The organism is Candidatus Nitrospira neuquenensis, assembly GCF_979578155.1.
Genome location: NZ_CEFZDU010000011.1, coordinates 263,903 through 289,639, shown reverse-complemented (window position 1 = coordinate 289,639; position 25,737 = coordinate 263,903). Strand labels below are relative to the sequence as shown.

Annotated in this window: 24 protein-coding genes; 8 read left to right on the top strand and 16 right to left on the bottom strand. The window is 71.0% G+C overall.

The annotated features are described in order from the left end of the window. Positions 1-26 precede the first annotated feature (26 nt). Positions 27-1,130: a dipeptide epimerase gene (locus AC1U7O_RS06505; RefSeq protein ID WP_479893846.1), complete on the bottom strand. Its 1,104-nt coding sequence runs from the start codon at positions 1,128-1,130 to the stop codon at positions 27-29. A gap of 105 nt (positions 1,131-1,235) precedes the next feature. Between AC1U7O_RS06505 and AC1U7O_RS06500 the strand changes: the two genes are divergently transcribed. Next, positions 1,236-1,658: a hypothetical protein gene (locus AC1U7O_RS06500; protein ID WP_479893844.1), complete on the top strand. Its 423-nt coding sequence runs from the start codon at positions 1,236-1,238 to the stop codon at positions 1,656-1,658. A gap of 11 nt (positions 1,659-1,669) precedes the next feature. Here AC1U7O_RS06500 and AC1U7O_RS06495 read toward each other — a convergent pair whose 3' ends face one another. The 8 genes from AC1U7O_RS06495 to AC1U7O_RS06460 all read right to left on the bottom strand — a co-directional run bounded on the left by AC1U7O_RS06495 (position 1,670) and on the right by AC1U7O_RS06460 (position 13,715). Then, positions 1,670-2,227 carry a hypothetical protein gene (locus AC1U7O_RS06495; protein WP_479893842.1) on the bottom strand — a complete coding sequence of 186 codons (558 nt, stop codon included), beginning with the start codon at positions 2,225-2,227 and terminating at the stop codon, positions 1,670-1,672. A gap of 100 nt (positions 2,228-2,327) precedes the next feature. After that, the gene (gene smbP, locus AC1U7O_RS06490) at positions 2,328-2,723 is read right to left on the bottom strand and encodes a small metal-binding protein SmbP (RefSeq protein ID WP_479893840.1); all 396 of its coding nucleotides are present in this window, start codon (positions 2,721-2,723) and stop codon (positions 2,328-2,330) included. Beyond that, on the bottom strand, positions 2,720-3,268 hold the full coding sequence (locus tag AC1U7O_RS06485; RefSeq protein WP_479893838.1) for a hypothetical protein: 549 nt from the start codon (positions 3,266-3,268) through the stop codon (positions 2,720-2,722). Before AC1U7O_RS06485 ends, smbP begins: the two co-directional genes overlap by 4 nt. Beyond that, positions 3,247-4,017 (bottom strand): carboxypeptidase-like regulatory domain-containing protein, encoded by a 771-nt coding sequence (locus tag AC1U7O_RS06480; protein ID WP_479893836.1) that lies wholly within the window; start codon positions 4,015-4,017, stop codon positions 3,247-3,249. Before AC1U7O_RS06480 ends, AC1U7O_RS06485 begins: the two co-directional genes overlap by 22 nt. A 48-nt stretch (positions 4,018-4,065) precedes the next feature. Then, on the bottom strand, positions 4,066-8,802 hold the full coding sequence (locus tag AC1U7O_RS06475) for a multicopper oxidase domain-containing protein (protein WP_479893835.1): 4,737 nt from the start codon (positions 8,800-8,802) through the stop codon (positions 4,066-4,068). A 427-nt stretch (positions 8,803-9,229) separates the two neighbouring features. Further along, positions 9,230-10,636, bottom strand: a complete 1,407-nt coding sequence (locus AC1U7O_RS06470; protein ID WP_479893834.1) for a sigma-54-dependent transcriptional regulator — start codon at positions 10,634-10,636, stop codon at positions 9,230-9,232. Further along, a complete protein-coding gene (locus AC1U7O_RS06465; protein WP_479893832.1) occupies positions 10,612-12,642 on the bottom strand; it encodes a sensor histidine kinase in 2,031 nt (676 codons plus the stop codon). The genes AC1U7O_RS06470 and AC1U7O_RS06465 overlap by 25 nt, the downstream gene beginning before the upstream one ends. Positions 12,643-12,917: 275 nt before the next feature. Then, positions 12,918-13,715 (bottom strand): hypothetical protein, encoded by a 798-nt coding sequence (locus AC1U7O_RS06460; protein WP_479893831.1) that lies wholly within the window; start codon positions 13,713-13,715, stop codon positions 12,918-12,920. Positions 13,716-13,902: 187 nt separating this feature from the next. Here AC1U7O_RS06460 and AC1U7O_RS06455 point away from each other — a divergent pair, with 187 nt between their 5' ends. Together AC1U7O_RS06455 and AC1U7O_RS06450 are read left to right on the top strand one after the other, a co-directional pair. Next, a complete protein-coding gene (locus AC1U7O_RS06455) occupies positions 13,903-14,469 on the top strand; it encodes a Cif family virulence factor (protein ID WP_479893829.1) in 567 nt (188 codons plus the stop codon). 553 nt (positions 14,470-15,022) lie between these two features. Next, a complete protein-coding gene (locus tag AC1U7O_RS06450) occupies positions 15,023-15,568 on the top strand; it encodes a c-type heme family protein (RefSeq protein WP_479893827.1) in 546 nt (181 codons plus the stop codon). Positions 15,569-15,586: 18 nt separating this feature from the next. Here the strand turns inward: AC1U7O_RS06450 and AC1U7O_RS06445 are convergent, their stop codons facing one another. The 4 genes from AC1U7O_RS06445 to AC1U7O_RS06430 form a co-directional block, all read right to left on the bottom strand. After that, positions 15,587-16,141 carry a hypothetical protein gene (locus tag AC1U7O_RS06445; protein WP_479893826.1) on the bottom strand — a complete coding sequence of 185 codons (555 nt, stop codon included), beginning with the start codon at positions 16,139-16,141 and terminating at the stop codon, positions 15,587-15,589. A 191-nt stretch (positions 16,142-16,332) separates the two neighbouring features. Continuing rightward, complete coding sequence (locus AC1U7O_RS06440) at positions 16,333-17,472, bottom strand: outer membrane beta-barrel protein (RefSeq protein ID WP_479893824.1); 1,140 nt, start codon at positions 17,470-17,472, stop codon at positions 16,333-16,335. Positions 17,473-17,554: 82 nt separating this feature from the next. Continuing rightward, positions 17,555-18,499 carry a FecR domain-containing protein gene (locus tag AC1U7O_RS06435; RefSeq protein WP_479893822.1) on the bottom strand — a complete coding sequence of 315 codons (945 nt, stop codon included), beginning with the start codon at positions 18,497-18,499 and terminating at the stop codon, positions 17,555-17,557. Positions 18,500-18,521: 22 nt separating this feature from the next. Continuing rightward, complete coding sequence (locus AC1U7O_RS06430; protein ID WP_479893821.1) at positions 18,522-20,153, bottom strand: tetratricopeptide repeat protein; 1,632 nt, start codon at positions 20,151-20,153, stop codon at positions 18,522-18,524. Between the two features lie 254 nt (positions 20,154-20,407). Between AC1U7O_RS06430 and AC1U7O_RS06425 the strand changes: the two genes are divergently transcribed. From AC1U7O_RS06425 to AC1U7O_RS06410, 4 genes are all read left to right on the top strand, one after another. After that, positions 20,408-20,569 (top strand): hypothetical protein, encoded by a 162-nt coding sequence (locus tag AC1U7O_RS06425; RefSeq protein WP_479893819.1) that lies wholly within the window; start codon positions 20,408-20,410, stop codon positions 20,567-20,569. A 272-nt stretch (positions 20,570-20,841) separates the two neighbouring features. Then, positions 20,842-21,147, top strand: coding sequence for an RNA recognition motif domain-containing protein (locus tag AC1U7O_RS06420; protein WP_479893818.1), 306 nt, complete (start codon positions 20,842-20,844; stop codon positions 21,145-21,147). A 50-nt stretch (positions 21,148-21,197) separates the two neighbouring features. Continuing rightward, entirely contained in the window at positions 21,198-21,449 is a 252-nt protein-coding gene (locus AC1U7O_RS06415; protein WP_479893816.1) for a hypothetical protein, read from the top strand. Between the two features lie 53 nt (positions 21,450-21,502). Further along, positions 21,503-22,366: an acyl-CoA desaturase gene (locus AC1U7O_RS06410; RefSeq protein WP_479893815.1), complete on the top strand. Its 864-nt coding sequence runs from the start codon at positions 21,503-21,505 to the stop codon at positions 22,364-22,366. Positions 22,367-22,379: 13 nt separating this feature from the next. Here AC1U7O_RS06410 and AC1U7O_RS06405 read toward each other — a convergent pair whose 3' ends face one another. The 3 genes from AC1U7O_RS06405 to AC1U7O_RS06395 form a co-directional block, all read right to left on the bottom strand. Beyond that, positions 22,380-22,742, bottom strand: a complete 363-nt coding sequence (locus AC1U7O_RS06405; protein WP_479893813.1) for a hypothetical protein — start codon at positions 22,740-22,742, stop codon at positions 22,380-22,382. Positions 22,743-22,789: 47 nt separating this feature from the next. Beyond that, positions 22,790-23,137 carry a hypothetical protein gene (locus tag AC1U7O_RS06400; RefSeq protein ID WP_479893811.1) on the bottom strand — a complete coding sequence of 116 codons (348 nt, stop codon included), beginning with the start codon at positions 23,135-23,137 and terminating at the stop codon, positions 22,790-22,792. 332 nt (positions 23,138-23,469) lie between these two features. Further along, complete coding sequence (locus AC1U7O_RS06395) at positions 23,470-24,123, bottom strand: hypothetical protein (RefSeq protein WP_479893810.1); 654 nt, start codon at positions 24,121-24,123, stop codon at positions 23,470-23,472. 127 nt (positions 24,124-24,250) lie between these two features. On the opposite strand from AC1U7O_RS06395, the gene AC1U7O_RS06390 reads away from it, so the two are divergent. Then, a complete protein-coding gene (locus AC1U7O_RS06390) occupies positions 24,251-25,732 on the top strand; it encodes a M48 family metalloprotease (RefSeq protein ID WP_479893809.1) in 1,482 nt (493 codons plus the stop codon). Positions 25,733-25,737: the final 5 nt, after the last annotated feature.

Here is a 25,737-nt window from a genome sequence, read left to right as displayed (position 1 = left end):
AATCCCGTCGTTTCAGGCCGGTCCGGTCACTCGACGGTGGTCACCGGCCCGCCGGCGACCTCCAGGTCCAGCCCGGCGCCGGCCCAGGGCAGGAGCCGCGGCCCCTCGTACCGGAACCCGCCCTTCACGGGGTCGGCGGCCAGGAGCAGCGGCGTGTCCAGGTCGAGCCAGTCGAAGCCGCCGAGCCCGAGCACGAGCCCGAACGAGCAGCCCATCGCCAGGCGCGTCTCGACCATGCCGCCGGCCATCAGGCCCAGCCCGCTCGCGCGGGCGAAGCCGGCGATGGCCGTCGCCTCCAGCAGGCCGCTCTTCGTGATCTTGACGTTCACGACGTCCGCGGCCCCGGCTTTGACCAGCCGACGGGCGTCCGCAAGCGACCGGACGGACTCATCCGCCGCCACGGGCACGCCCGCCTCCCGGCGCAGCGCGGCCATCCCCTCCAAGTCCTCCCGCGGCACCGGCTGCTCCAGCAAGACCAGGCGGCCCCCGAACCGCCCGACGCCGCGCGCGAAGGTCAGGGCCTCGCCCGCGGTGAAGCCCTGGTTCGCGTCCGCGATGATCGAGATGTCCGGGAGGGCGCGGTGGAGCGCCTCCAGCCGCCGGAGGTCCCGATCCAGGTCCGCGCCGACCTTCGTCTTGAACAGCCGGAACCCGCGGGCGTGCCAGCCGCGCGCGAGCGCGACGGTCCGGGCCGCATCGGCGATCGGGATGGTGATGTCCGTCTCGCGCTCGCGGACGTCCGCCCCGCCCCAGAAGCCCCACAGCGGCAGGCCGGCCGCGCGACAGAGCGCGTCGAGGAGCGCGCTCTCCAGCCCGCAGCGCGCCGCCGGCCGGCCCGGCTCCATCTCGGCGAACAGGCGCCCGAGCCGCCGGTATTCGAGCGCGGAGGTCCCAAGCGCCGCCCGGGCCAGCCGGCCCGCGGCGGCCAGGCAGGAGGCGCGATCCTCTCCGCCGACCTCCGGGAACGGCGCCATCTCGCCGTAGCCCCGCGCGCCCCCGGCGAGCGTGACGCGCAGGAAGGCGATTTCGGCGACCGGGCGGGAGCCGGTCGCGACGACGAAGGGATCGGTCAGGGCGACGTCGGCCGGCCACGACTCGACCCGGACAACCCGAAACGATGCTCCGCTCACGCGCCCCTCCCCGTTTCCCCGATTTCCCCCTGGAGCCGCGGCGGAAAATGTCGTATGATGTGTCCCCTAAGTGGCGAGCGGCCGTTCACCGCGATGGAGGAAGACATGGGAAAGGAGGAGAGGCGCCCCATGCTCGTGAGCCGTTCCCCGTTCATGCCGTCGATCGCCCTGGCGCTGGCCCTGACCCTCTGCGGCCTCCCGTTGCTGTCGGCCGGTCCGGCCCCGGCCGCCGAGCCCGCGCCGTCGGAGCCGCCCTCGGAGTGGGGCATCAGCGCGGCCGCCTGGGTCCTGACCGTCCCCTACGGCGCGGCCAAGGTGGCCTACGCCATCGTCGGCGGCACCGTCGGCGTCCTGACCTTCGCCTTCTCCGGCGGCGACACGGACGCGGCGATGTCCGTCTGGGCGACGAGCATGGGCGGCAACTACATCATCACGCCCGACCATCTGAAGGGCCGGGAGCCGCTCCGCCTGACCGGCGGCCAGGCGGAGGAGCCGAAGCCCGCGGTGCCGAGGGCCTCCCTGCGATAGGCCGGCGCGGGCTAGGACGTCCCGGGCTCGAGCGCCGCCTCCCCGTCGGCCTCGATGCCGGCGAACAGCTCGTCGAGCGCGAGGCGGACCGCCTCGTTGATGGGACCCTGGTCCGACGCGGTGCTCCATCGCGCCCAGGGCCCAGGCGCCCACCCCGCCCCGCTGTAGACCTTGCCCCCTGTCCGCCCCTCCCGGAGGAAGGTCCCCTGCACGCGAAAGCGGAAGCTGTACCGGTCGTTGTGGTCCATCTGCAGGGAGGCCGTGAGCGAGAGGACCAGCTCCGGCTTCGCGCCCGGCGGGCCGGCGAAGGTGCCCCGCTTCTGCAGGTAGCGCTCGATCGCCTGCTGCAAATCCTGCTTCGTCCACTTGAGATAGTAGATCCGCGGGAGGCTGCCCGGCCCCTGCTGGGTCAGCTCCGCCACCTCGACCCGGACGGCGGCGGGGATCGGCGCCTCCGCGGTCCGGTCGGGCTCCGGCGCGACGTGGATCGTGTGGAAACAGCCGCCGCCGGACAGGACGGCGGCGAGGAGCAGGGCGGTGAGCCACGGCAGTCGGCCACGCATGGGCATCTGGGCGGCGCCCTCCTCGGCGCGACGAGGCCCCTTCGTTACCACATTCCGGAGAAGATTGCACCTTGCCTGCGGCGGGCGCGCCGGGCGGCCTGGGCCGTCAGTCTCCGATGGCCGAGAGGTGCCGGGCCGCGTCGCGGGCGGCGGCGCGCGCCTTGGTGGCGGGGTTCAGGCTGAGGCCAGGATCGACGGAAGCGCCGAGGGAGGCGACCCGCCGGCAATGGGCCACGGCGCGCCGCAGGTGCGCGGCGGCCTCCCGGCCGTGGGGATGGTCGGGCGGGAGCGCGCCGAGGAGCGCCTCCGCGTGGGCCACGAGCCCACCGCAATGGTGGACGATGGCCGCCGCGTCCCCCATCCCCCCGTGCGCGACCATGTCCTCCGCGTCGCGCAACATGGCCTGGACGTGCACCCGACGCTCGGCGGGGGGCATGGGCCCGTCCGCGACCGCGCCGGTCGCCGGGAGCAGCAGCGCGCCGATCAGGGCGACGCGCATCATCGCCGGCCCCCTCGCGCGGGGCGGCCGTCCCGCGGCCGGGTCAGGTCACGATACAGGGCATGGAACTGCTCGGTCGTCAGCGCCGGGTCCTTGAGCCGCGCGAGGTCCGCGGCGCCGATCGGACACTCGACGGTGTCGTCGAAGTTCGAGGACGCGATGGTCACGAAGCGCGGCGGGAAGAGGGAGGCCGGGAGCAGGACCGTGACGCCGCCATTGTACTTCACGGCCATCCGGATCGCCGCCCTCGCCCGCTCGGCCGTCACCTCCCGACCGAGCCCGAGGTTGGTCGGCGGCCGCCCCAGGCGCATGAACTGCACGTGGACGTTCGCGAGCCCCGCCTTGGCGAATTCTTCGATGATCGCCGGGAGGTCCTTCCGATAGTCCGCGGCCAGCACCACTTCGACGCGGCCGCCCTCCACGGCCGGCCGACCGTCCGCCGGGCCCTCGGCCCCCGGCGCGACGGCCGCCCCCAGCAGGAGGGCGGCGGCCAGTCCGGCGGACAGGCGGCGGAGCCGGCCCGAGCCTATGGCGCGCCGAACGTCCACGGCACCTCGGTCGCCTCGCCCGCCCGCACCGTCACCTCCCGCTCCTGGACGCCCAGGACCGGGTGCCAGGCCCTGACCCGGTAGGTCCCCGCCGGCAGGTCCGCGATGGCGAAGGAGCCGTCCCGCGCGCTGACCGCGTAGTAGGGATTGTCCACCGCCAGGCCGTGCGCCCGCATGTAGGGATGCATGCCGCACTGCATGACCATCTCCCGACGGGCGCCGGTCATCCTGATCAGACCCGTCGTGCCGCTCCCGGTCAACGAGGGCCGGTGGAACATGATAACGACATGGTCCCGGTCCCGCTCGTACACCTGAAGATCGTGCGCCACCGGGTCCAGGTTCATGACGGTCAAGGGCGCGCGGTCGCGCAGGACCGAGACGAAGGGGAGGAACTGGCAGACATTGGCCTCCAGCCTCGTTTCGCGCAGCTCGAAGGGCTTGCCCCTCTCCACGCCTTCCACGGTCACGACCACGTCCTTGAGCCCGCCGTGCGCGTCCACCGCGACCTCGCGCAGCGTGCGCGCCCCGGACCCGTCCGACAGGGCGCCGCAATAGCCGCGATCCGGGGCCCGGCGCAGCTCGAAGCGCTTGGGCGGCGGGACGGTCCCCGAGAAGCGGACCACGCCCGTGATGCCGCCCCCGTCCCTCACCGGTCCCGCCTCATAGCTGGCGGCCAGGCCCGCCTCCGTCCATCCGGTCGCCAGGGCCAGCCCCAGGACCGTCGCCAAGCCGAGAGTCCATCCGCTCATCGCTGCCTCATCGGGCTGATTGCCTCGCCCACCCGGCGTCGCCCGCGATCAGGGCCGCTCCCCGACGGGGCCGGCCGTCCGCGTCACCGCTCCCTCCCCCGGCCGCTCCGCCGTCCTGGTCTCCGGCGCCTGCGGGGTCAAGGGCAGGATCCGCCGGTCCCCCACCGGCAGGACCTTGAAGAGGCCCCACTGCCCCGCGTGCATGAAGGCCGGGCGCTGGTTCTTCCAGAGGTAGTCGCCCGCCACCCCGTTGGGCCCGCCGGCCCCGCCGTGCAGGTAGGCGTTGATGACCTCCGCGCCGCCGAACTCCATCGTGCTCACGAGGTCGGCGCCCGTCATGTAGGGCTCGTGCGGCCACTCGTGGCCGTCCACCGTGAAGAGCTGCACCTGTTCGCTGAAGACTCCCAGGACGTGGATCGCCACCGGATCGCCCACGTGGGCCATCAGCGTCGGCGTGGAGGGCGTCTCTCCCGCCTTGGCGCAGGAGAAGACCTCGGAGACCTCGCACCCCTGCTCGATCCGCCAGGCGGTCGGCTCCGAGCGGTAGTTCACCGCGGTGATGCCGGCCGTCTGCTGGAGGTAGGGCATGAAGCTCACGCCGATGATGTTGTCCTCGTCCTGGAACATCAGGGCGAAGGAGCGGTAGTTCCGGCGATGCTCGTTGCCGGGGACCGTCCGGTCCACGATCACGTCGGCTCGCCAACTGCTCTTGAGCGTGAGGTCCTCGCCGGTGACCGGGTCGCGGTAGGTCGAGCCCTTCGGGCCGATGATGACGGCGCCGAAGAGGCCGTTTCGGGGGTTCTCGACCACGTTGCCCCAGTCCTGGATCATGGCCGCCAGCTCGCCGTACTGCGGGTGCGCGTAGTACGTGTACGTCCGGCTTTCGCCCGGCGCCACGGTCTGGTCGCCGGGGTTATCGCCGACGTTGGCCCCGAAGGAGTCCCTCGGGTCGAAGGCCATCATGTCCACGTGGAAGCCGGCCCGTTCCTTCGCCATCTCGTTCTTCAGGTTGATCGTGACGCAGTCCCCGACGTTCACGTGCAGCGTGAGCGGGCTCGGCCTCAGCTCGCCGGCCTTCACCCGCCCCCGGTCCCCTTCGAGGATGTACATCTTCCCCCGCTCGTTGCCGAAGACCATCTTGCGCTCGAGGTCCACCTCCATGACCCCCGGGGCACCGTCGTGGTAGCGGTGCTGCTGGTCGATCGCCACGACGTTGAAGGTCTTCACCGGTGCGTCGGCCGGACAGACCGACGGCGCCGACTTCCGGATCTCCTCGCGGCCCGGGAGGGGCTTCAGGTCCTTCCGGGGCTCGTCGTAGACCCGAAAAATCCCCCAACTCCCCTCCGCGAAGTGGGAGGCCCGGCCGCTGTAGTAGAGGTAGTCCCCCGCCATCTGCTGGGGGCCGCCCGCGGCCGGGATGGCCGGGTCATACCGCTCGCCGATCGCCAGGTGGATCGTGCTGCGCGGCATGGCCGTCGTGCCGTACCGCTCCATGGGGAACCAATGCCCGGTCACGTGCCAGGTGTGGACTTCGTTGGCCGAGCCGACGAGGGCGCGGACGACGATCGGATCGCCCAGGTAGGCCCGCAAGAGCGGCGTCCCCGGGTCCCCGTGGACGGCCGACGCGAACAGCTTCGACGGGTCGGGGGCGTTGGCGAGCCGCACGCTCAGCGGCTCCACCCTCATGCTGTAGCCGCTCCCGGTCGTCGCCTCCCCGCCGTTCAGGAACCACATCGCCGACTTGTTGATCCGGTCCGGGAACTTGTGCGAGGGCGGGCCGTCCACGCTCACCGCACCCAGCTTGGCCTGCGGGTTGTCGGTCGTGATCAGCTCCGCCGTGCGGGCGTTGCTGTCCATGATGTGCATCATCACCTCGCGGAAGCTGCCCCGGATGTGGGCCGAGACCGGCTCCAGCGTATGGATGTCGGCGATGGGGCCGCTGCGGATCTCCCGGCCCGTCACCGGGTCGTGGTAGGTGGAGCGGGGCGGCTCGGTGATGAAGGCGGAGAACAGCCCGTGCCCCCAGGTATCGGTGCCGAACACGTGGTCGTGCCAGTACACGGTCCCGAAGTCGGCGTCCACGTACCAACGCTCGCGGATGAACTCCACGCTCGCGATGTCCCCCTTCCGGTGCGCGTGCTTCAACGGCGCGTCGAAGTGGACCGTCTTCCCGGTGATCTTCTTGATGCGCGCCACCTCGAAATACGTGGGGTCGTCCATCCCGATCCCCAGCTCCGTCTGCTCGTGGAGCTTGGAGGGGTCCGCCAGCGTGAGGCTGCGGGCGCCGGGCTTGCTGTCGGCCGTCAGGGTCGTGTTGGCCGGCAACGGCATGCCCTTCTCCGGCTCGGGGTCCGTCAGCATCGTGAACGCGCGCAGGGACATGTCGTAGGAGAACCCGATCGTCGGTCCGTCCGACGCGCTCGTGTCGAACTGGAAGAAGTGCGGGTGCAGGTTGATCTTGTTGGCCCACCCGGTCCGCTCGTCGTCCGGGATCTCGTTCTTGAAGATGATGTCCACGCAGTCGTAGACGTTGCCGCGGATCACCAGCGGCACCTGCTTCTCCGGCGTCCGGCGGACCTCCTCCTCCTCCTCGTGCAGGACGAAGATCATGCCGATCGGGTCCACGATCGCCGGCGTCTTGGCCGTGGCCTTCTTCAGCGTGATCGGCAGGGTGATCGAATGGATCGTGTAGAACTTCCGCGGCGAGTCCGACGGACAGAGACTCCAGGGCCCCTGCTCGCCCGGCTTGGGCGGCTCGGTGCTCCGCGTCCCGTCCTCCCGCAGGTGGAAGGGCTCCAGCCACGGCGCCCCGCCGTGGTTGGGCGCGAAGGGCGGCCGCTTCCCGAGGTGCGGGCGCAGCCAGGGGAAGGCCAGCTTGCCGGTCTTGGGGTCGAAGGTGATCGCCGGCCGCTCGTTCGGGGTCGGCGAGGCGTAGTCCGCCCACCGGTGGGGGGTCTCCGGCTCGTTCAGCGCCCGAAGCCCGTCCCACTTCCAGTTCACGACGGTCGCGTCATGGGCCTTGGCCTGCCGGACCTGGTCCTCGGTCTTCCCCGGGAGACCCTGCGGGGGGAGCATGGACTCCACCCAGTCCTTGATCGAGACCTTGACCGGGTTCGCCTTCCAGTCGGTCTTGTCCCTGGTGATCTCGTACCGCTTGCCGCCGTACCAGTCCACGATCGTCCCGACCAGCTTCTCGGAGGTGACGGCGGGCTTCATCGCGCCCCGGCGGTCCGGCAGCTCCGCCAGCGGCGGCATCACGTCGTTCCGGTTGTCCGCGGTCTGCAGCGTGTTGTACACGCGCCAGAACCCCCACATGCCGGTGACGTAGTGCTGCGGAATGTGACAGTGGAACACGAACTCGCCCGCGAGGGCCTGGAGGCCGCCCGAGCCGCCCTCGATCACCTCGTCGTAGACCTCGGAGGGGCCGATGGACTGGACGTCGAGCCGGTCCGACGTGTCGCGGATCGCCGGGAACTTCACCGGCCCGCTCTTGCTCAGCGTCGGGTCGAGCTGGCTCGCCCCGGGCTGGCGCGCCCAACGGATGGACCCGCCGTGGAGGTGGTGGGAGTGCACGATCTCGGACCCGCCGATCATCCGGAACTTGGCCGGGTCGCCCAGGTAGGAGCGCGGAATCGTGGTCGCCGGGTCGCCGAAGGTGTAGGACCCGTAGCCCTGGGACTCGTCCGCGAACCCGACGAGGTGCGCCTGGAGCTCCAGCCTGGTCCCGTGCGGCTCGCTCCGGTAGTTGAGCAGCCGCGCCGCCGGCCGGTAGGTGTCGGTGTGCGGGTCGCGCTGGGGGAGCATGTCCCCCTTGCGGTCGAGGATCCGGAACGTCTCGTCGCCGGCCTCGTGGTAGAAGATCACGAACTCGCGGAAGTCCGCCGCCGCCGGCGGGTCGATCATGGCCTCCCAGCCGCTCTTCATCTCCTCGCCCGTGAAGGGGCTCAGGTGCCGCGAGCCGCGGGGCTCCACGATCAGCGCGCCCAGCATGCCGAGCGAGTACTGGTCGCGGGTGGCGTGGCTATGGAAGGCCCGGCCGCCCTCCTGGAGCTCCGGGCGGATGTACCACTCGAACTGCCCGACGGCGCCGGGCTGGACCAGGGCCTCGGGGTTGTTGGCCGTGGCCGGTTTGCCGGTGGCGCTGACGAGCATCTGGGAGCCGTTGATGATCAGGTTCGTGGGCTCGCCGTCGATCCGGTTGCGCAGGGTGAGGCGCAGGCAGTCGCCCTGGTTGGCGCGGATCACGAGCGGCTGGATGAGGTCGCCCTGAAGCCCGTTGGACACCGCGCCGCCGGCGAACGTCGGGTCGTCGCTCGCGCGCGCGGCTCTGTTCCTGGCCTCCTCGGCCCGGACCCCCTCGAGGTTCTCGGTCAGCACGTACATGTAGCCGGGGAAGAAGTCGCCGAAGCGGTTGAGCGTGATCTCGACGTTGATGGCCGTGACGTCGAAGGCCCGGACCGGCGCCGTGGCCGGGCAGCGCGCGCCCTCGCCCACCTTCACCTTGTCGGGATCTTCCGCGACCAGCAGCACGCCCTGCTGCCTGGCGTGCGCGCCGGCGCCCTGGAAGGGTCCCCGGCTCTTCACCTGCTGCTCGATCTGCTCGACGGCCCTGGCCATTTTCTCCTGCAGCACCGGCCCGGCCGGCCGGTGCACGGGCATCGCCGTCGCCTCCGCTCCATGGCCCGCGTGCGGCGCCTCCGCCCAGGCGGGCCAGGCCGCGAGCAGCCCCGCTCCCGCCGTCACGGCCAGCATCCTCGTGATCCACCGCTGCGTCCCGCTCACCATGCCCCGATCCTCCTCACGTCAGGCCCACGTTGCCGGCCGGCGTCGCCGGCCGTTTCCTCTGCTCCGCTCGAAATGGAGGTCCGGTGGAGGCGCGGCTCGTCCGGAGGCCGATCCGTCCGCGCCCTGTGTAGCCCCGCCGGACCCGTTCCCTGCTCACACCCCTCACGCCGGGACGGGCTCAGGAGAAACCGCAGGGGGCTGAGCAAGATCCGTTCCGGCGGGGCGCCCGAGGCGTGGAAGCGGGGCTCACGCGGCATTCATGCGCCATCCGCGTGAATGCCGGACCGTCCGACGGACGGCCGGCATGGGACGGCGATGTCCCCTCGCTCAGCGCGCGAGATGGAGAGGGTCGCGGAGGCGAGCGGTGGAGACGGCGCGGGGAGCGGCGTCCCCACGGATGGGGCGCCCACGCCCCAACGCGGCGGGGTCAGGCTCCGTGCTGCGGAGGGGCCTCGGGGCGGAGGCCGTGCTTCTTGACCATCCGCTCGATGGTCTTGCGATCCACCCCCGCCTCGCGGGCCGAGCGGCCCATGTGCCACCCGTTCCGCCGCAGCAGGTCGAGCAGGAAACCCCGCTCGAAGGACTGCATGACCTGCCGCTTGACATGCTTGTAGGTCGCCCCGTCGGCGGACGGCGTCCCCGGGGGGGTCGGCCGGCGGAGGGCGGGAGGGAGGTGCTCGGGCCGGATCGTCGGCCCGTCGGCCAGGGCGGCGGCCCGCTCGACGACGTTCTGGAGCTCGCGGACGTTGCCCGGCCAGTGGTAACCGGTCAGGAGGGCGAGGGCGTCGGGATCGAAGTCCGGCCCCGCCGCCTCCGTGTCCTCGGGCCCGCCCACCAAGCGCCGGAGAAAGGCGCGGGCGAGCAGCTCGACGTCGCCGGCACGGGCGCGGAGCGGCGGGAGCGTGATCGGCACGACGTTGAGCCGGTAGTAGAGGTCCTCGCGGAACTCGCCCTTCGCGCAGGCCGCCTCGAGGTCCCGGTTGGAGGCGGCGATGACGCGCACGTCCACGTCCAGGTACTGCACCCCGCCGACCCGGCGGACCTGGCGCTCCTGGAGCACCCGGAGGAGACGCGATTGGAGGCTCGGACTCATCCCGCCGACCTCGTCGAGGAAGACGGTGCCCCCGTCGGCCACCTCGAACAGCCCCGACCTGGCGACGTAGGCGCCGGTGAAGGCGCCCCGCTCGTGTCCGAACAGCTCGGACTCCAGCAGGCTGTCGGAGAGGGCGGCGCAGTCCACGGGCACGAAGGGCCGGGCGGCGCGACGGCTCTGCCGGTGGATGGCGCGGGCGACCAGCTCCTTGCCCGTTCCGCTCTCGCCGTAGATCAGCACGTTCGCATCCCTGCGGGCCACCTTCTCGACCAGCGCCAGGACTTCGCGCAGCGCCGGGCTCCGGCCGAGGATCCCCGCGGTCCCCGCCCGAGCGCTCGACGAGCGCGCGGTCCCCGCCCCCCGCGCGTCTTCCCCGCCCGCGAAGGCGCGGCGCACGACCGCCTCCAAGTCCACCCCGGTGAAGGGCTTCAGCAGATAGTCCATCGCGCCCCGACGCATCGAGGTGACCGCGGTCTCGACGGTCGCGTAGCCGGTCATCAAGACGACCTGCACGCGGGGGTCCAGCTGCTTGGCGGCGGTCAGGACCCCGATACCGTCGAGACCCGGCATGCAGAGATCGGTCAGGACGAGCCCCGGCTGCTCCCGCTCGATCACCGAGAGGGCCCGCAGGGGATCGCGCTCCACGAGGCACTCGTAGCGGAGCCGGCTCAGGATGCGCCGGCAATTCTCCAGCGCCTCCGGCTCGTCGTCCACGATCAGGATCTTGCCGGGGACTCCCATGTCGCCTCCCGTGGAGTCGCGGCCGGCTCGCCGAAGGCCGGCAGGACGACGGTGAAGACCGCGCCCGTTTCCCCGTTCGCGGCTTCCAGCCGGCCGCGATGCTCCGCGACGATGCGATAGCTCAGGAACAGGCCGAGCCCCGTGCCCTGGCCCGCCTCCTTGGTCGTGAAGAAGGGGTCGAAGACCCGTGGCAGGTGCTCCGGCGCGATGCCGGGGCCGTTGTCGGAGACCGTGACGACGACGGCGTCGCCCGCATCGGACCGGCGCTGCTCGGAACGGACGACGACGCGCCCCGCCCCGCCCGCTCCGCGCACCGCGTCGATCGCGTTGTTGACGAGGTTCAGGACCACCGTCTCCAGCCGGTCCCGATCGCCCATGATCGGCGGGAGATCCGGCGCGAGCACCGGCTCGACCCGGACGCGCTGCGCCTGGGCGCGCTCCGCGGCCACGGCCAGCGCCGAGCGGACGACGCAGTTGACGTCGAGCGGCTTGAGCGTCGTCGCGGCACCCCGCGACAGGCTCAACATGCTGCGCGTCACGCGCAGGATGCGTTCCGCCTGCCCTCGGATGGCGGCGAGGTCCCGCGCCAACTCCTCCGGCAGGGGGGCCTGCGCGGCCTCGGCCTCGATGCACTCGATCCGGTTGAGGAGGATGCCCAGGGGATTGTTGATCTCGTGGGCGATCCCGCTGGCCACCGTCCCGAGCGTCGCCAGCCGCTCCGCCAGCTCGAGCTTGCGCATCTGGCTCCCGACCTCGGCCGTCTTCTCCTCGACCCGGCCGGCCAGCTCCCGGTTGAGGGCCTCCAGCTCGCGGCGGGACGCCTGGAGCGACTCCGCCATCCGGTCCACGGCCCGGGCGAGGTCCTCGATCTCGTCCCCCGTCCGGATCGCCAGCGACCCGCCGTAGTCGCCCCGGCTGATCGCCTCGACGCGCCGCGTGAGCAACCGGACGGGCCGAACCATCCGCTCGGCGGCGTAGCGGCCCATGGCCGCCAGCAGCCCCACCATCACGAGCCCGATGAGCACGAGGTTTCGCCGCTGCTCCCGGACCGGCGCGTAGCTCTCGTCGGGATGCTGCCGCACGAAGACGTGCCAGGTGTTGCCGGGCGTCCCGAGGCCGCGCACCGGGGCGAACCCCACGACCGTCTGGCTCGCGCCGTGGGCGTCGTCGTCCGCGATGCCCCAGCCCGGCTCCTGCGACACGATCATCGTCGTGAGCTGCTCGTGGAGGCGGTGTGCTTGGCGGGGCAGGATGGGACAGACGAGCGGCTCCCCCCGCGCGTTGAACAGCATGGCGTGGCCGGTCTGACCGATCCGGACCTGGTTGACCAACGCGAACAGGGCGTCGAACCGGTAGGAGGCCTTGATCGCCCCGATCACGGTCCGCTGGTGGTCGTCCAGGATCGGCACGGCGATGTCGAGGGTTTCCTCCGGCGAGCGGAAGGAACCCCGGCGGGCCGCAATCACGTCGCTGAGGAACACCCGCCCGGCGGCCTCGTCCTGGAGGCCGACCCACCAGGCCTCGTCCCCGAAGAAGTAGCGGTCCGGCTCGGAGCTGGCCGCGACCAGCGCCCCGTGCCGGTCCACGATCAGCAGGCCGACCACCTTGTCCCCGTCGCGGACCTTGGTTTCGTTGAGGAAGCGGGACAGCTCGGAGTTGAGCAGCGCTTCGGAGAACTCGGTGCCGTCCTGCCAGGCCCGCATCCTCCGCTCGATGAGGGCCCTGGCCCGGGCGGGGTCGGCCGGATAGTCGCGGTTCGCGACCCCGACGGGGAGCCGGACGCGCAGGGGGGCCGAGGCGAGCAGGCGGACCCCCTGGATCTCCCCCTGCACGACCAGGGTCACGCGGTCGGCCACCTGGGCGGCCATCGCCTGGACGTTGCCCCCGATCACGTCCCGGAGCGAGCGCATCCCGGAAACCGACGCGAGGAGCAACCCGGTCAGGAGGGGAATGCAGCCGACGAGGATGATGGCGAGCACCAGCCGCCCGCGGATCGTGGTGATCATCGTGGCGTTCACGTCCGGCCCGGCGCCATGCTAACGCGTCGCCGGTCGCGGCCGCAACCGGCTAGCCCGCACGATTCATGGGCGGTTCGTCGCGAAACCGTGGAGTCGCGTCGCGAGACGGGCGCGTGGAGCCGAGAAGACCCGAGGCGTACTTGAAGCCGTACGTCGAGGCTCTGAGCGGCGAGCCCGCCCGCCAGCATGCACGGCAGTCGCCTGCCGGCTTGTCGCAGCCGCGAATCCGCGGTTGCAGCGGAAGCGCTCATGATTCATGCGGGCTAGGGCTTGGCGCCGGGCCTCGGCACCCCGCCCGCCGTGTCCTTCGCCGTCGCGGCGGGCTCGAGCTGCTTGATGCCCTCCTCCAGCGCCTTCAGGCGCACGCGCAGGGCGGCCTCCTCCAGCTTGTAGGTCCCGAGCATGGTCTGACTGAGGGCCTGCATGTCGCTCTGGAGGCCGGCCAGAGCCGGACCGAGTTGCTGGAGGCTCGCGTTCAAGGCCGCCACCGAGGCCTGCAGGCCCTGGACCTGCCCGGCGGTCTTGTCCGCCATCGTCTGCAGCCGCACGAACTCCTGCGCGGTCGCGGCGGCGTGCTCCGTGACCGCCTCCTTGAGGAGCGCCTGGTCGGACCTCGCGGTCGCGAGCAGCTTCTGCTGCATCGCCTGATTGACCTCCACCTGGGCGAGCGTCGCCTTGGTGTCGGCCTTCAGGGTTTCCACGACCTGGCGGAGCCCGACTACCTCGGTCTCCAGCGTGGTCCGCACGACGTCCAGGCTTTTGGCCAGCTCGTCCTGCCGCTTGGCCTGCGCGCTCCGGATCGCGTCCACCTCGCCCCGCAGCTCGCTCATCCGGCTCTCGACGGAGGCCCGGAGCCGGTCCATGTCCTCGCGCACGCCGCCCATCTCGGTCCGGAGCGCCGCGACGACGGCCTCCTGGGTCCTGGCCTGGCCGCGGTCGAGCTTCTGGCTCAGTCCCTGATCCAGCTTCTCGAGGTCGGCCGGGGTGACGCAGCCCACGGGACCCAGCAGCAGCGCCAGGCCCATCCCGAGGCGGCGGGCGACGCGCGACGATCCTGTCATGACATGCCTCATGGGTGGATAGGAACGGGGCCGGCGCGCGGCGATCGAGCGCCGGGACGCCGTAGGGCCCCCTACTGTAGTCCGGCGCCCGCCCGGGCGCAACCCCCGGCGGCCGGCGAGGGTCCCTTGATCCGCCGCGGTTCAACCGGCTAAGCTCCGCCTGCCCGACGACCGGAGGTGCGCACGTATGAGACCGAGATGGGCGCCGGCGGTGCTGGCGGCGGCGCTCGCGGCCACCCCGTGGGCGGGCGGCTGCTCGCTCTTCTTCGATCCGGTCTTTCCGGACCTCGGCCGGACCTACCTGGCGAACGACGTGGAGGTCCAGGCCGACCCGAAGACGGTGGACGAGCTGCTCGCGGCCTTTCACAAAGCGGACGAGGCGCTGAAGCGCAAGGACGTGGAGGCGATGATGGCCCTGTACTCGGACGGCTACCGCCACCGCGGGTATGGGAAGGCGGACCTCCGCGCCGAATGGGCGCGGCTGTTCCGCGATTACCGCGAGCTGTCGGGCACCCATATCTTCTCGAAGATCCTCGCGCCGCGGGACGCGACGCCCCCGCGCGCGGAGATCACCTGCACCGGCGCGCTCTGGGGGCTCACGCCGTCCGGACAGCGGGAAAACCTCGACAGTTGGTATTCGGAGGTGCACTACCTGGAGTTCGAGCGGGGGGCCTGGCGCATCCGCGGCCACGCCTGGGAGGGTCGGCGGACTCCGAAGGAGTCCCGCGCCGCGCCGCCGCATCCGCTGTTCTAGCGAGCCGCGGGGCTCGTGCCATCATCGGCGGCGGGCGATCGCCCGTGGCGACGGTCCGGCTCTGCCGTCACCGTGTCCGTGCCGTTCATCACGGGGCCCCCTTCCTTCTGTCGGGGTCACTCCCACTCCTTCGCGTCCTCGCCGACCAGCACCCCGCCGAGGAGGGCCCCCATCAGCAGGAAGAGCCCCCATCCGAGCAGCGCCACCATGACCACCATCTTCCTCCCTCCCGGTTGGCCGCGGCTCCCTCGGCCGCGCGCATGCCCCGGGAGTGAGCAAGGCCGAGGCCGGCGACGGGCCCGATCGGGCCTAACCCCCTAACGCATGGAATTGACACGAAAAAAATGGCGTCGTGGTCCTGGCCCGCCGTCGCGAGCCGGCCGACCGGGGGCCGGAGGCTATCGGGACGGATAGGCGGCCTATCCGGACGGATCGGCCCGAACCGAGGGGCGAGGGGCCGCATCGCGGCCCTTCTGTTTTGAGCGCCGATCCGGTATCATCGCGCGCCGGCCGGTTGGGTCGGGGCTCTGGTCCCTATTCGAGGGAGGCGGCGATGTCGCGTGCGAGAACGTGGTGCCTTCGGCTCATCGTCCTGGCGATGGTGTGCTGGCTCGCGCCGATGACGGGACAGGCGGCCGGCGTCGGACGGGAAGTGCTCGCCCAGTACATCCTGGAGACCGTCCGGGCGTTCCGGACCATGTACACGCTGACGGTGATCGAGCACCTGAAGGACGCGGGGATCTCGCCGAATGAGGAATGGAAGCGCAACGGCCACGCGGTGCCGCTGCCCATTCAGTTCGTGAAGTCGGCGGGCGCGGACCTGGACAGCTTCGAGGTCGGCGTGATCAGCCTGACCCCGATCAACGAAGCCAACCTCCCGAAGACCCCGGCGGAGGCCGAGGCGCTCCGCCGGCTCCAGGCCGACCCCTCGGTGAAGCTCGTGACCTTCATGGACGAGAAGGAATTCAAGGGTATGGCCGGCGACTACGCCGTGGCCCAGGGCTGCGCCGACTGCCACAACCACCATCCCAAGAGCGTCAAGCGGAATGTCCGCAAGGGCGACCTGCTGGGAGGCCTCGTCGTCCGACTCAAACCCTGACCGCCCGCCGCCGGCCCCTCAGGGCCGGGCCGCCTCCCGCTTGAGCTCGTCGAAGGTCTCCTCGGCGTTCGCGAGCAGGAAGTCGCGGACCCGCTCGCCCTGCTCCCTCGGCCCCCACCCCTCCACCGGCATGGACCGGACCGCCTGCCGGTAGGCCTCCAGGTCCAGCCGGGCCAGCGCGTAGCCCTCCGCCGCGTCCGGCGGCACCCAGACCGCCTCGATGCAGACGGCCGCGAGCGCGGGGCCGGTGAGGCCCTTCATGAGCCCGTCGAGCGACTCCTCGGCGATCGTCGCGGCCCGTCGGGTCGCCGCCCAGGCGACGTACTGTCGCCGCGCCACCCCCAGAAGCCGCGTGAAGGCCCCCGCCACGTGGCCCCTGGCCTTCCCCTCCGCCGCCCGGCGCCGCATCGCAGGCTGCCGGAGGCGGGCCTCCTTCCCGACCCCGTAGAGGGCCCGCGTCCCGCCCTCGCCCGCCTGTGCCGCCCCCATCGCCCAGGGAGGCGGGGTCTCGGAGGCGGATTCGTCGCGCGCGGCGGGGCAGGCCGGGGCCTCGGCCCGAGCCTCCACGCCCATGACCGCCATCCCGACCAGCAAGACCAGGGTCCCGATGGCGCCCGCGGTCGCACCCGATCGAGTCAGGGCATCCTCCGTTCGGAGAAGTTCGCCTTACGTGGCTACACCTCAGACGTTTCCCTGTCAAGAGTCTTCGGGAGCCGGAGGGGGCCGTGAGGCCGCGGGACGGACGGAGAAGGGACCGGCCGCCGTCAGGGCGAGTCCATGGTCCAGATCAGGGCGAAGATGATCATCTGCTGGCCCGGTGTGAGCCCGATGACGCCCGGCGCGACCTCGCCGCCCTTGAAGAACCCGCCGCCGGGTCCGGTGGAGTCGTCGTAGCGGTACTCCAGACGCAGCCAGGTGTCGGTCCAGCGGTAGGGCAGCTTGTAATCGGTCGTGGCCGTGATGGCCTTGATGAACTGCTGGTTGCCCGTCATCAGGCCGTTGCGGTCCCAGTAGAACTCCGGCCGCAGGCCGAGGTACCAGGGCCCGCCGACGTGCCAGCGGCCCTGGACGGAGGCGCCCGTGTAGAACTGGCGGGGGCCGCCGGGGATGCCGGCTGCCCGCTGGGTCCCGACCTGATAGTCGGCCGCGATCGTCACCGTCTCGGCCTTCCACTCCACGATGCTGTCGGAGAAGATCCGCCAGAACTCCAGGCTCGTGTTCGACTGGTCCGGGCCGTAGTAGAGGGTTTCCTTGATCGTCCAGGACCCGCTCGGCTTGTAGGCGACCTGGCCCCCGTAGCTCGGCATGTTGTTGGCGTACTGGAGGTGGAAGTATTCGTTGACGATGAACAGGGCCGCGGCCCATCGCTCGTTGAAGGTGTACTGGGCGTTGACCCCCATCTGCAGATAGGGCGAGTAATCGGCGATCCAGGCCCGGGTGTAGTTGAAGTTGTCCTTGGCGAAGAGGGACTCGTAGCCGATGAAGCTGTTGAAGATGCCCGCCTGGACCGTCAGCCCCGTGCCGACCGGCGCGAGATAGGAGACGTTCGCCCGGCCGAACTGCCGCAGCCAGGAGGAGCCGGGGAGGTTCGGGAGGTTCGTCCCGAAGCCGAAGGACTTGCTGTCCTGCCCGCCCTGCGGCATGAGCTCCAGGCCCCAGCGCGAGCTGTCGGTCGCGTCCTTCTTCACGTAGACCGCGGCCATGTTGACGTCCAGCTCGTTGACGCGCGGAGTCGTGGAGCGGCCGCGCCACTTGTGGTTCTGGGGGAAGTTGACGTCGAGCAGGTAGCCGAGGTCCACGAACCCGCCGTAGTGCCAGTCGGAGGGCGGAGTGAGCGTTCGGAAGCGCCAGCCGTCCGCCGCCGGCTCGGCCGCAGGCGGCGCCGGGGCCTCGGCCCACGCCATCGCCGCCCATACCCCCGCGAGCCAGAGGAGGAGGCCGACGCGGAGCGTGAGTCGGCGAGCGCGCGGTCGGCTCCGGCCCATCCTATTGTCTGACTCGACCCTGGCCGCGCTGACCGAGGAGGTTGTTGGAGGCGCCCGAATGGACGGACGGCGGCGTGACGCCGTGGTGGGTGACGGCGGGGCGATGGTGCTGGATCGCGTGGTAGGTCTGCTGCGCCGAGTTCGACGGGCTGTTCCCGCCCCCTTGGGCCTGATCCACGCCGCCGCTGGTCGCGTCCCCCCCGCCGGGGGTCGCTGCCGTCCCCTCGCCCGCGCCGCCGAGGCCGAGGCCGATGGCGCGGGGCGCACCGATTTCCTGGATCGCATCCTTGGGCGCCTCGTGCCGCAGACTCTCCTTGAGGTGTGTGCCGTCGATCGCCGCCCGGACGCCGGCGCCGTCCGCCGTCTCGATTACGGCCGCGGGAGCGGGAACCGCATCGGCCCGGGCATGGGTGAACTGGCCGGGGCCGAGCGCCACGGTCTGGCCGCCCGACGTGAAGGCCACCGCGCCGGCGGCGCCGATGTTGGCCACGCCGTTCTCGCCGCCCTCCACCCAGAGGACGAAGGCGCCGCCCCGCGCGACGACCGTCGCGCCCGGCATCAGCACCTCGAACTTGGAGCCTTCGGTCGCGAAGGCGCTCCCGACGACGGCGCGCAGGCTGCCGCGGACCAATCGGACCGTCACGACGCGCCGGCCCCGCTCCTCGTCGTGCGCGTGGTGGACGATCTCGATCCGGCTGTGCTCGCCGAGCGTCAACAGGCTGCCGTTGTGGAGGAGGGCCTTGGTCTTGGACTGGCCGTGGGTCTCGATGGCGTCGCTGGCCTGGAGGCTCTCCTTGACCGTCGGCTGGAAGGGGCCGTCCGGGTCGGGATGGTCCAGGCTCACCTTGCCCTGGACCGAGGTGATCGCGCCGATCCCGCCGGCCGCCGGCTCGGGGCCGGCGGCGAAGGCCGGCGGCGCGGCGGCGGTCAGGATCACGGCGAGCACCGCCCCCCCACCACGCGCCGCGCTAGAACTGCGCGCCGAGCGAGATGGTGTAGATGTTGCGGACGTACTGGAAGACGTCGATGTTGCTGTCGTCCCTCGTGTAGGCATACTGCAACGTCAGCGTGAAGTGCTCGGTCAGGTCCCGGCTCAAGGCGACCGTGGTGGAGTAGATATTATCACGGCGGCGGGTGATGCCGTCCGTCGAAAAGGAGTTGGGGTTCGCGTAGTGCTGGTAGATCCAGTCGAAGGCGAGCGACAGCTCCCAGTCCAGCACCGGCGGCATTTCCAGCCCCGTCGTGATGTGATAGCCCTTGTAGTCCCAGTCCGCGTTGTCGGGCGTGTTCGGCGGGCCGGCGACGGTGGGATGCCCGCCGCCCGTCACGTCCGTGTCGAAGATGAAGCCCGTCCACATCCGTCCCTTGTTCTCCGCGAAGGCGAGGTACTGCGTGACGCCCGCCAGCCAGTTCTTGCCGCTCCTGGCCGAGTTCAGGAGGAACCGGCCGTTGCGGAAGTCCTTGTTCATGTACCGGAACTGAAACTGCGTGTAGGTGGCCGGGGACTCGGTGACGGTGACCACGCCGAGCCCCGTGTTCGCGTTCAGGTAGGGCGACTGGCCGACCAGCGTGTAGTTGTAAATGTAGGAGGCGCCGATGCTCACGCTCCCGAACTGGTACTGGGCGTAGGCGGTCGGCTGCAGGTCCTCGATGTTGAAGCCGGTCAGCTTGGCCTGGAAGGTCTGGTAGACGGAGAAGTTGAGGCCGGCGACGAAGCGGTCCATCCGAATCGCCTGGTAATCCAGCGAGCCCGCCAGCACCGCGCGCCAATCCGCCTGCCGGGAGATGCCCGTGCCGGCGGGGGGCGAGGTGCCGCCCGGCAGCAGCACGACGTTGGTGTCGTACTCGGTGCCGGCCGAGGCGTTGACCTTCCACCGCGACGGCGGGCCGGCCTCCGCCGCCTCGACCTGGGCCAGCAGCTCCTTCGCCGACCGGCCATGCTCCGTGTCGGGCTCGGCGGCGATCGTCGCCTCCAGTGCCTCCCGGGCCTCGGCGAGCGCCCCGCGACGCAGGTGGGCGACGCCCGAGTAGTACTGCGCCGTCGGCGTCAGGTCCGGGCTCAGGGTTATGGCTTTTTTGAACCGTTCCGGCGCGGCGTCGTACTCGCCCAGCTCGTGGTGGACGAGCCCGAGGTAATAGTGGACGAGCGCGTTCTCCGGCTCCGCCTTCTCCGCCGCGAGCAGGCTCTCCTTGGCCGCCTTGAAGTCCTGGCGCGTGTACTGGACGATGCCCAGCCCCAGCCAGGCCTGGCCCGAGGCGGGGTCCACTTGCAGCATCCGCCGGAAGACCGCCTCGGCTTCCGCGACGCGCTTGCGCCGCAGCAACGTCTGGCCGAGAAAGGCGCTGGCCTCCGGGTCGTCCGGCTTGGCCTTGAGCGCGGCCCGGAAGTGCCGCTCCGCCTCCTCGTAACGGCCCCGGCTGAACTCCATCGCGCCTCGGGAGTAGCTCAGCTCGAAGAGCTCGGGGCCGCCCTGCGCCGCCGCCTGCCCCGGCGGACCCACGAGTTCCAGCAGGGCCCCCAGGAGCAGGCAGACCAGGCTCGGGCCCGTCCCGACGCGCCGGGGCGAGCCGGACGCTCGATGGCTGAGGATCAGAACCACGCACACCTCGTGGGGTCGGCCCCCGCCGAGCTCCGCGGCCGCGATCAAGAAACCGAGAGATGGCCATTGCCGCCTCTCCACGCAGGGGGTCAATCGGGGTGGACGCCGGAAGCGCGCCGGGGCGCATTATGGCAAATTTCCCCGCCCGCTTTCGAGGGGAAGTTTTTGAAAGCATCGAGCTTACGGATGATTCTGTAAGGATTGCGGGATTCCCGGGGATTGTGCTGTCGCACGCGGCGGCGTATGCTGTGGCCATGGTTCGCTGTCCCGAATGCGGCAGCCGGACGGTGGGGCGGCTCCATCGGACTTTCTGGGATCGCCTCTGGAGCCTCCTCGGCTATTACCCCTTCCGCTGCGAGAGCTGCGGCCGGCGATTTCGGGAGCGGTTCACGCCGCCGCCGGCCTCCGCGGCGTAAGTCCGGCCGTCCGATCATTTTTTTGCCTCCGACCGCAATTGGTGGTTGCAATCGAGCGGGAGCCGTGGTAGAGTGCGACCACTTTGCTGCATGGGGCTCGTGGCAAAGCGATCGTACGCAGAGCCCTGAACCGATGTTGTTTTGCCCGGGAATCTCTGATCGGAAGCCTGACCCAAGCCGCCTCGTCGTTCGCGTCTTCGGCCCGCTCCTTCCCTTCGTGCACACGTTCTCGAGTCCAAGACAATATCAAATTCCCAAAGGAGGAACCCCCCATGGGTTCGAAGATCTACGTCGGCGGGTTGCCGTACTCGGCCACCGAAGCGCAGTTGAATGACCTGTTCACGCCCCACGGCAACGTGGAGTCCGCCCGTGTTATCACGGACAAGTTCACGGGGCAGTCGCGCGGGTTCGGGTTCGTGGAGATGTCCAGCGGCGAGGAGGCCCAGAAGGCCATCGCGGCGCTGAACGGCACCCAGATGGGCGGCCGGACGCTCACCGTCAACGAGGCCAAGCCGCAGGAGCCCCGCTCCGGCGGCGGCGCCGGCGGCAACCGCGGCGGTCGCGCCGCCCGCTGGTAAGCGGCAGGTGACCGGGTCGCACTGACCCGGACCGGCCGGGCGGGGCTCCCGTGCGGGAGCCCCGCCCGATCCGCACCGGCCGACAGCCGTCGAACCACAGGGAGGCAGCCATTCCTAGACCAGGCAAAGCCACGCTGGCGAAGCGGGATCGAGAGCGGGCCAAGCAGGCGAAGCGGAAGGAAAAGGAAGCCCGTCAGGCGCAGCGGCAGGAAGCCAAGAAGGCCGTCCCCCGCCGGACCGACGAGGGCGAAGACCCCGACCTGGCCGGGATGACCCCCGGGCCGCAGGCGCCGCTGTACTGAACCGGCCTCTCCGTCGAGGCCCGCTGGATCGTACGACTTTTGAGCCGACCACCATGAGCCTTTCTGCCACCGTCACCGCGCAGCCAGTCCGCTCGGTCAGTTACGGGGCCACCCTTCTGTTCTGCCTCATCACCCTCGTCGCACTGGTCGGCGTCCCGGTCTACGGCTACGTCTACGGTTACGGCCTCCTCGACTGGACGCTCTTCACGATCCTCTACGTCGTCTCCGGGCTGGGCATCACGGTCGGCTACCATCGCCTGATCGCCCATCGGAGCTTCGACTGTCCCGACTGGGTCAAGGCGGCCCTGCTCGTCGCGGGCGGATGGGCGCTCCAGAACACCGCGCTGCGATGGGGCGCCGCGCACATCCGTCACCATGCCCGCTGCGACGAGGAAGACGACCCCTACAACGCGCAGCGGGGCTTCTGGTTCAGCCATTGCGGGTGGGTCATGCTCAAGGATCCCTACCGCAACGAGGAGAAATACGCCTCGCGCCTGCGTCTGGACCCTGTGGTGATGTGGCAGGCCCGCTACTACGTGCCCATCGTGTTGTCGGGGCTCGCGTTGCCGTTCGTCGCGGGCTGGCTCTCGGGAGGATGGCGGGGCGGGCTCGGCTGCTTCCTGCTCGCGGGCGTCGGACGGACGTTCCTCGTGCTCAACTCCACCTTCTGTATCAATTCGGTCTGCCACCTCTGGGGGAAGCAGCCCCACGGCCAGGCCGATTCCAGCCGAGATAGCTGGCTGGTGTCCCTCTTCACCTTCGGCGAGGGCTATCACAATTACCACCACACCTACCAGACCGACTACCGCAACGGCCCGCGCTGGTACAACTTCGACCCCTCGAAGTGGCTGATCTACTCCCTGTCTCTGGTGGGCTTGGCGACCAACCTTCGCCGGGCGTCGAACGACCCCGTCTGAGCCGCTGGTCCGGCTACCGGACGAACCGATCCTCCCCGAACGTCGTGCGCAGGCGCTCCGTGACGTGGCGGCGGTAGTCCGCACTCTGGCGCGCGATCTGCACCAGCCCTTCGCGATCGGCCAGGATCAGGAGATCGGCCTCCGCGACCAACCGCCGCCCGGCGGCCCCTGTGTTCATGCGATACTGGGTCCGGCCGTCCGGGTTCACGTCGCCGGCGCCGACGATGGAGGTCAGCCCTTCGATGACCCCCTCCTGTCCGTCGACCCGATGCCGGACCTTGATCCCGTCGGGAATCCGCCACCATCCTCTCCCGGCAGGGGCCGACTCCCCAGTCTTCGTAGCTTCCGTCGCGACCGGCTTGCGGTTGTCCGCCATGGGCGCCCCCTCCTCTGTGCAGAGTTGACCGACGCGGACCGGGCGGGCTAGGCCACGGACCGCCGACGCCGGCCCGACGACCGCGCGGCCCTCAGCCGCCTGGCCCTCGCCATGACCCTCCTCAGGGCCGCCAACTGGCGCTGCGCCAGCACGTATTCGAACTGCAGATCCTCGAGCTGCACGCGGAGCTGCTCCCGCTCCTGCCGATGCAGGGTCGCACAGTCCGCGCGCGGGAGACTGGCCCAGATGCTCCCCCGGCCGGCCCGCTTAATCCGGTGCTCGAGCGATTCGCGAAGCTGCTTCTTGCGGCGCGACACCAACACCTTCAGCGCCTCGCGCCGACGCTCGATTTCGTCGAGCTCGACGGCGCCGTCCGTCGTTTCCTTCTTCACCATGGATGACTCCCCGGTTAGACGAATGGGGCATGCACGACGCCTCCCGATACCCGGCGGAGCCCCGCCCCGCCACGGAGGCGGTCGGGCGCATCAGGGCTCCTGCGGCCGGAGACGATCTCGGCTTGATGCGGCGGAGACTTGGGAATCAGTCGCACGGGACCCCGGGCCGGGCCCCGCGCGAAGGATGGGAAAGTCAGCGTGGCTCAAGCAAACGCGGTGTCATCCTACCCTTAACCGGCGCTTGGTTCAACCCCCGACGGAAGCGGCATGGCGGTTTCTCAGCGATTCCGGTCTGTTACGCTATCGGGGCGGAGGGTCGGAGGAGCCATCTCCTACGGCTCGGAGGGTCGCGTGAAGAGCCGCGCTTCCTTCGCCGCTTGATTGAAGAGCGCGGTCGCCACCCGCTCCCCGAAGGAGGAGGGGCCCCAGGGATTCAGTGTGGCATAGAGGCTGTTTCCGTAGCGGACCTCGCGGCCGGCGGCGCGGTAGGTGCGCCGCGTCCCGTCCGGCGCGATCACCGTCAGGGCCGCCTCGATCCGGAACTCCCGCGCGCCCATGGAAAAGACGGCCGGCACCACCAGAACCCACCGCACCGCCATGCCGAATGCCCCGCAGCCGAAGAGCGGGCACACGCCCCCCATGGTCCACTCCGTCTGCTCCACGATCAGGTTCACGCGCGGGCCGGGGGGCGCGAGCGCGGGGTTGGTGTCCACGGAGGCAAAGAGGCCGCTCGCCCGCAGCCGCTCGACGAACAGGTCACGGTTGAGGTCGGCGGCGGGATGGTCCTGCTTGTCCAGAAAGGAGGTGAAGCGGATGATCACGGCCGGAAGCGGCCGGCCCGGCGCCGGCGGCGGCCTGAACGCCTCGGAGCCGGGCGGCGCGGCCGTGACGGTAGACCAGCCGATGCAGCCCTCCAACGAGGCGGCCAGGAGCGCAGCCGCCACGAGTCGGGAGGTCTGCCTCCGACGATGGGGGATCACCGGCACGAGGGACCTCCTCTCGTGGCTTCCAGGACGGCCGGGCCGCCGCGTAGGTACCAAAGCGTCGCGGTCCTGTCAACGTCCTGCATCGGGACCGCCGGGCCGCCGCTTGCGGCGCCGCGGGCGGATGCGTATGATCGCCCCCATGTTCCGCGCCCTGCGCCTTGCCGTGGTCGTGCCGCTCCTGGTCGCCGCCGGCTGCGCGATCAACCCCGTCAGCGGCCGCCCGGAGGTCGTCCTCCTCTCCGCCGACAAGGAACGGCGCATGGGCGAGGAGGAGGCCCGGAAGATCCAGGAGGAGGTCGGTCTCCTGGACCACGGCGCGCTCCCCGCCTACCTGGATGAGCTGGGCGCCCGGCTGGCCGAGCAGTCGCCCCGCCAGGATGTCGAACACCGGTTCTTCATCGCCGAGATGATCGAGCCCAATGCCTTCGCGCTGCCCGGCGGGTACGTCTACGTCACGCGCGGGCTCCTCCCGCTGGTCAACTCCGAGGACGAGCTGGCCGGGGTGGTCGGCCACGAGATCGGCCACGTCGCCGCGCGCCACAGCGTGCAGCAGCTCACCCGCGAGGCGCCCTTCGCCTTCGTCACCAACGTCGTCTCCGGCATCACCGGCCTCGTCAGCCCGCTCGTCGGCAGCCTCTTGGGCAGCGGCGGCGACTTCATCACCAAGCTCGTCTCGGCCCCCTACAGCCGCGAACAGGAACGCGAAGCCGACCGGGTCGGTCAGGAGATCGCCGCGCGGGCCGGTTGGAACCCCGCCGCCCTTTCCGCCTTCCTCGACACGCTGGAGCGCGAGGTGGCGCTGGCGAGCAAGGGGCCCCGGAGGACGAGCTTCCTCGACTCCCACCCGGCGACCCCGGAGCGCGTGGAAAAGACCGCGGAGCACGCCCGCGAGCTGACCCAGGTCACGCGCGAGCCCCTCAGCGCCTCCCGCGACGCCTTCCTCGCCCGGCTCGACGGCCTGGTGGTGGGACCGCGTGCCGCGGACGGCGTTTTCGCCGGTCAGGTCTTCCTCCACCCGGACCTGGATTTCCACGTCCGCTTCCCGGACCAGTGGACGCTGGAGAACGGGCCGCAGCAGGTCGCGGCCGCGACGCCGGACGGGGCGGCCCTGGCGATGGTCGGCGCGGTCGGCCGAGGGGACGATCCGATGGAGGGGGCGAAGGCGCTGGAGAAGGCCAGCGGCGCGCCGGTCGCGGCGCACACGAAGCGCGGCGAGATCAACGGCCTGCCGGCCGCGCGAACCAGACTCCAAGCCGAGGACTTGACCATCGAGGTGACCTGGATCGCCTCCGGAGGCCTGATCTTCCAGGTGGCCGGCATCGCCCCGAGCAAGAGCTTTGCGGCCTTGCAACCGGCCTTCGAGGCCCTCGCGACCAGCTTCCGGCCGCTCACCTCCGCCGAGCGGGCCTCGATCCGGGAGAACCGCCTGCGGCTCGTCAAGGCCCGCGCCGGGGAGTCCGCCGCCGCTCTCGCTGCGCGCGTTCAATCAGCCTGGTCCGCGGAAGAGATCGCCGTCGCCAACGGGCTGAAACCCGGGGAGCCGCTTCGGGAAGGCCACACCGTCAAGGTCGCGATCGCGGAACCCTACGTTTCGCGACCCCGCCGGTAGCGGGT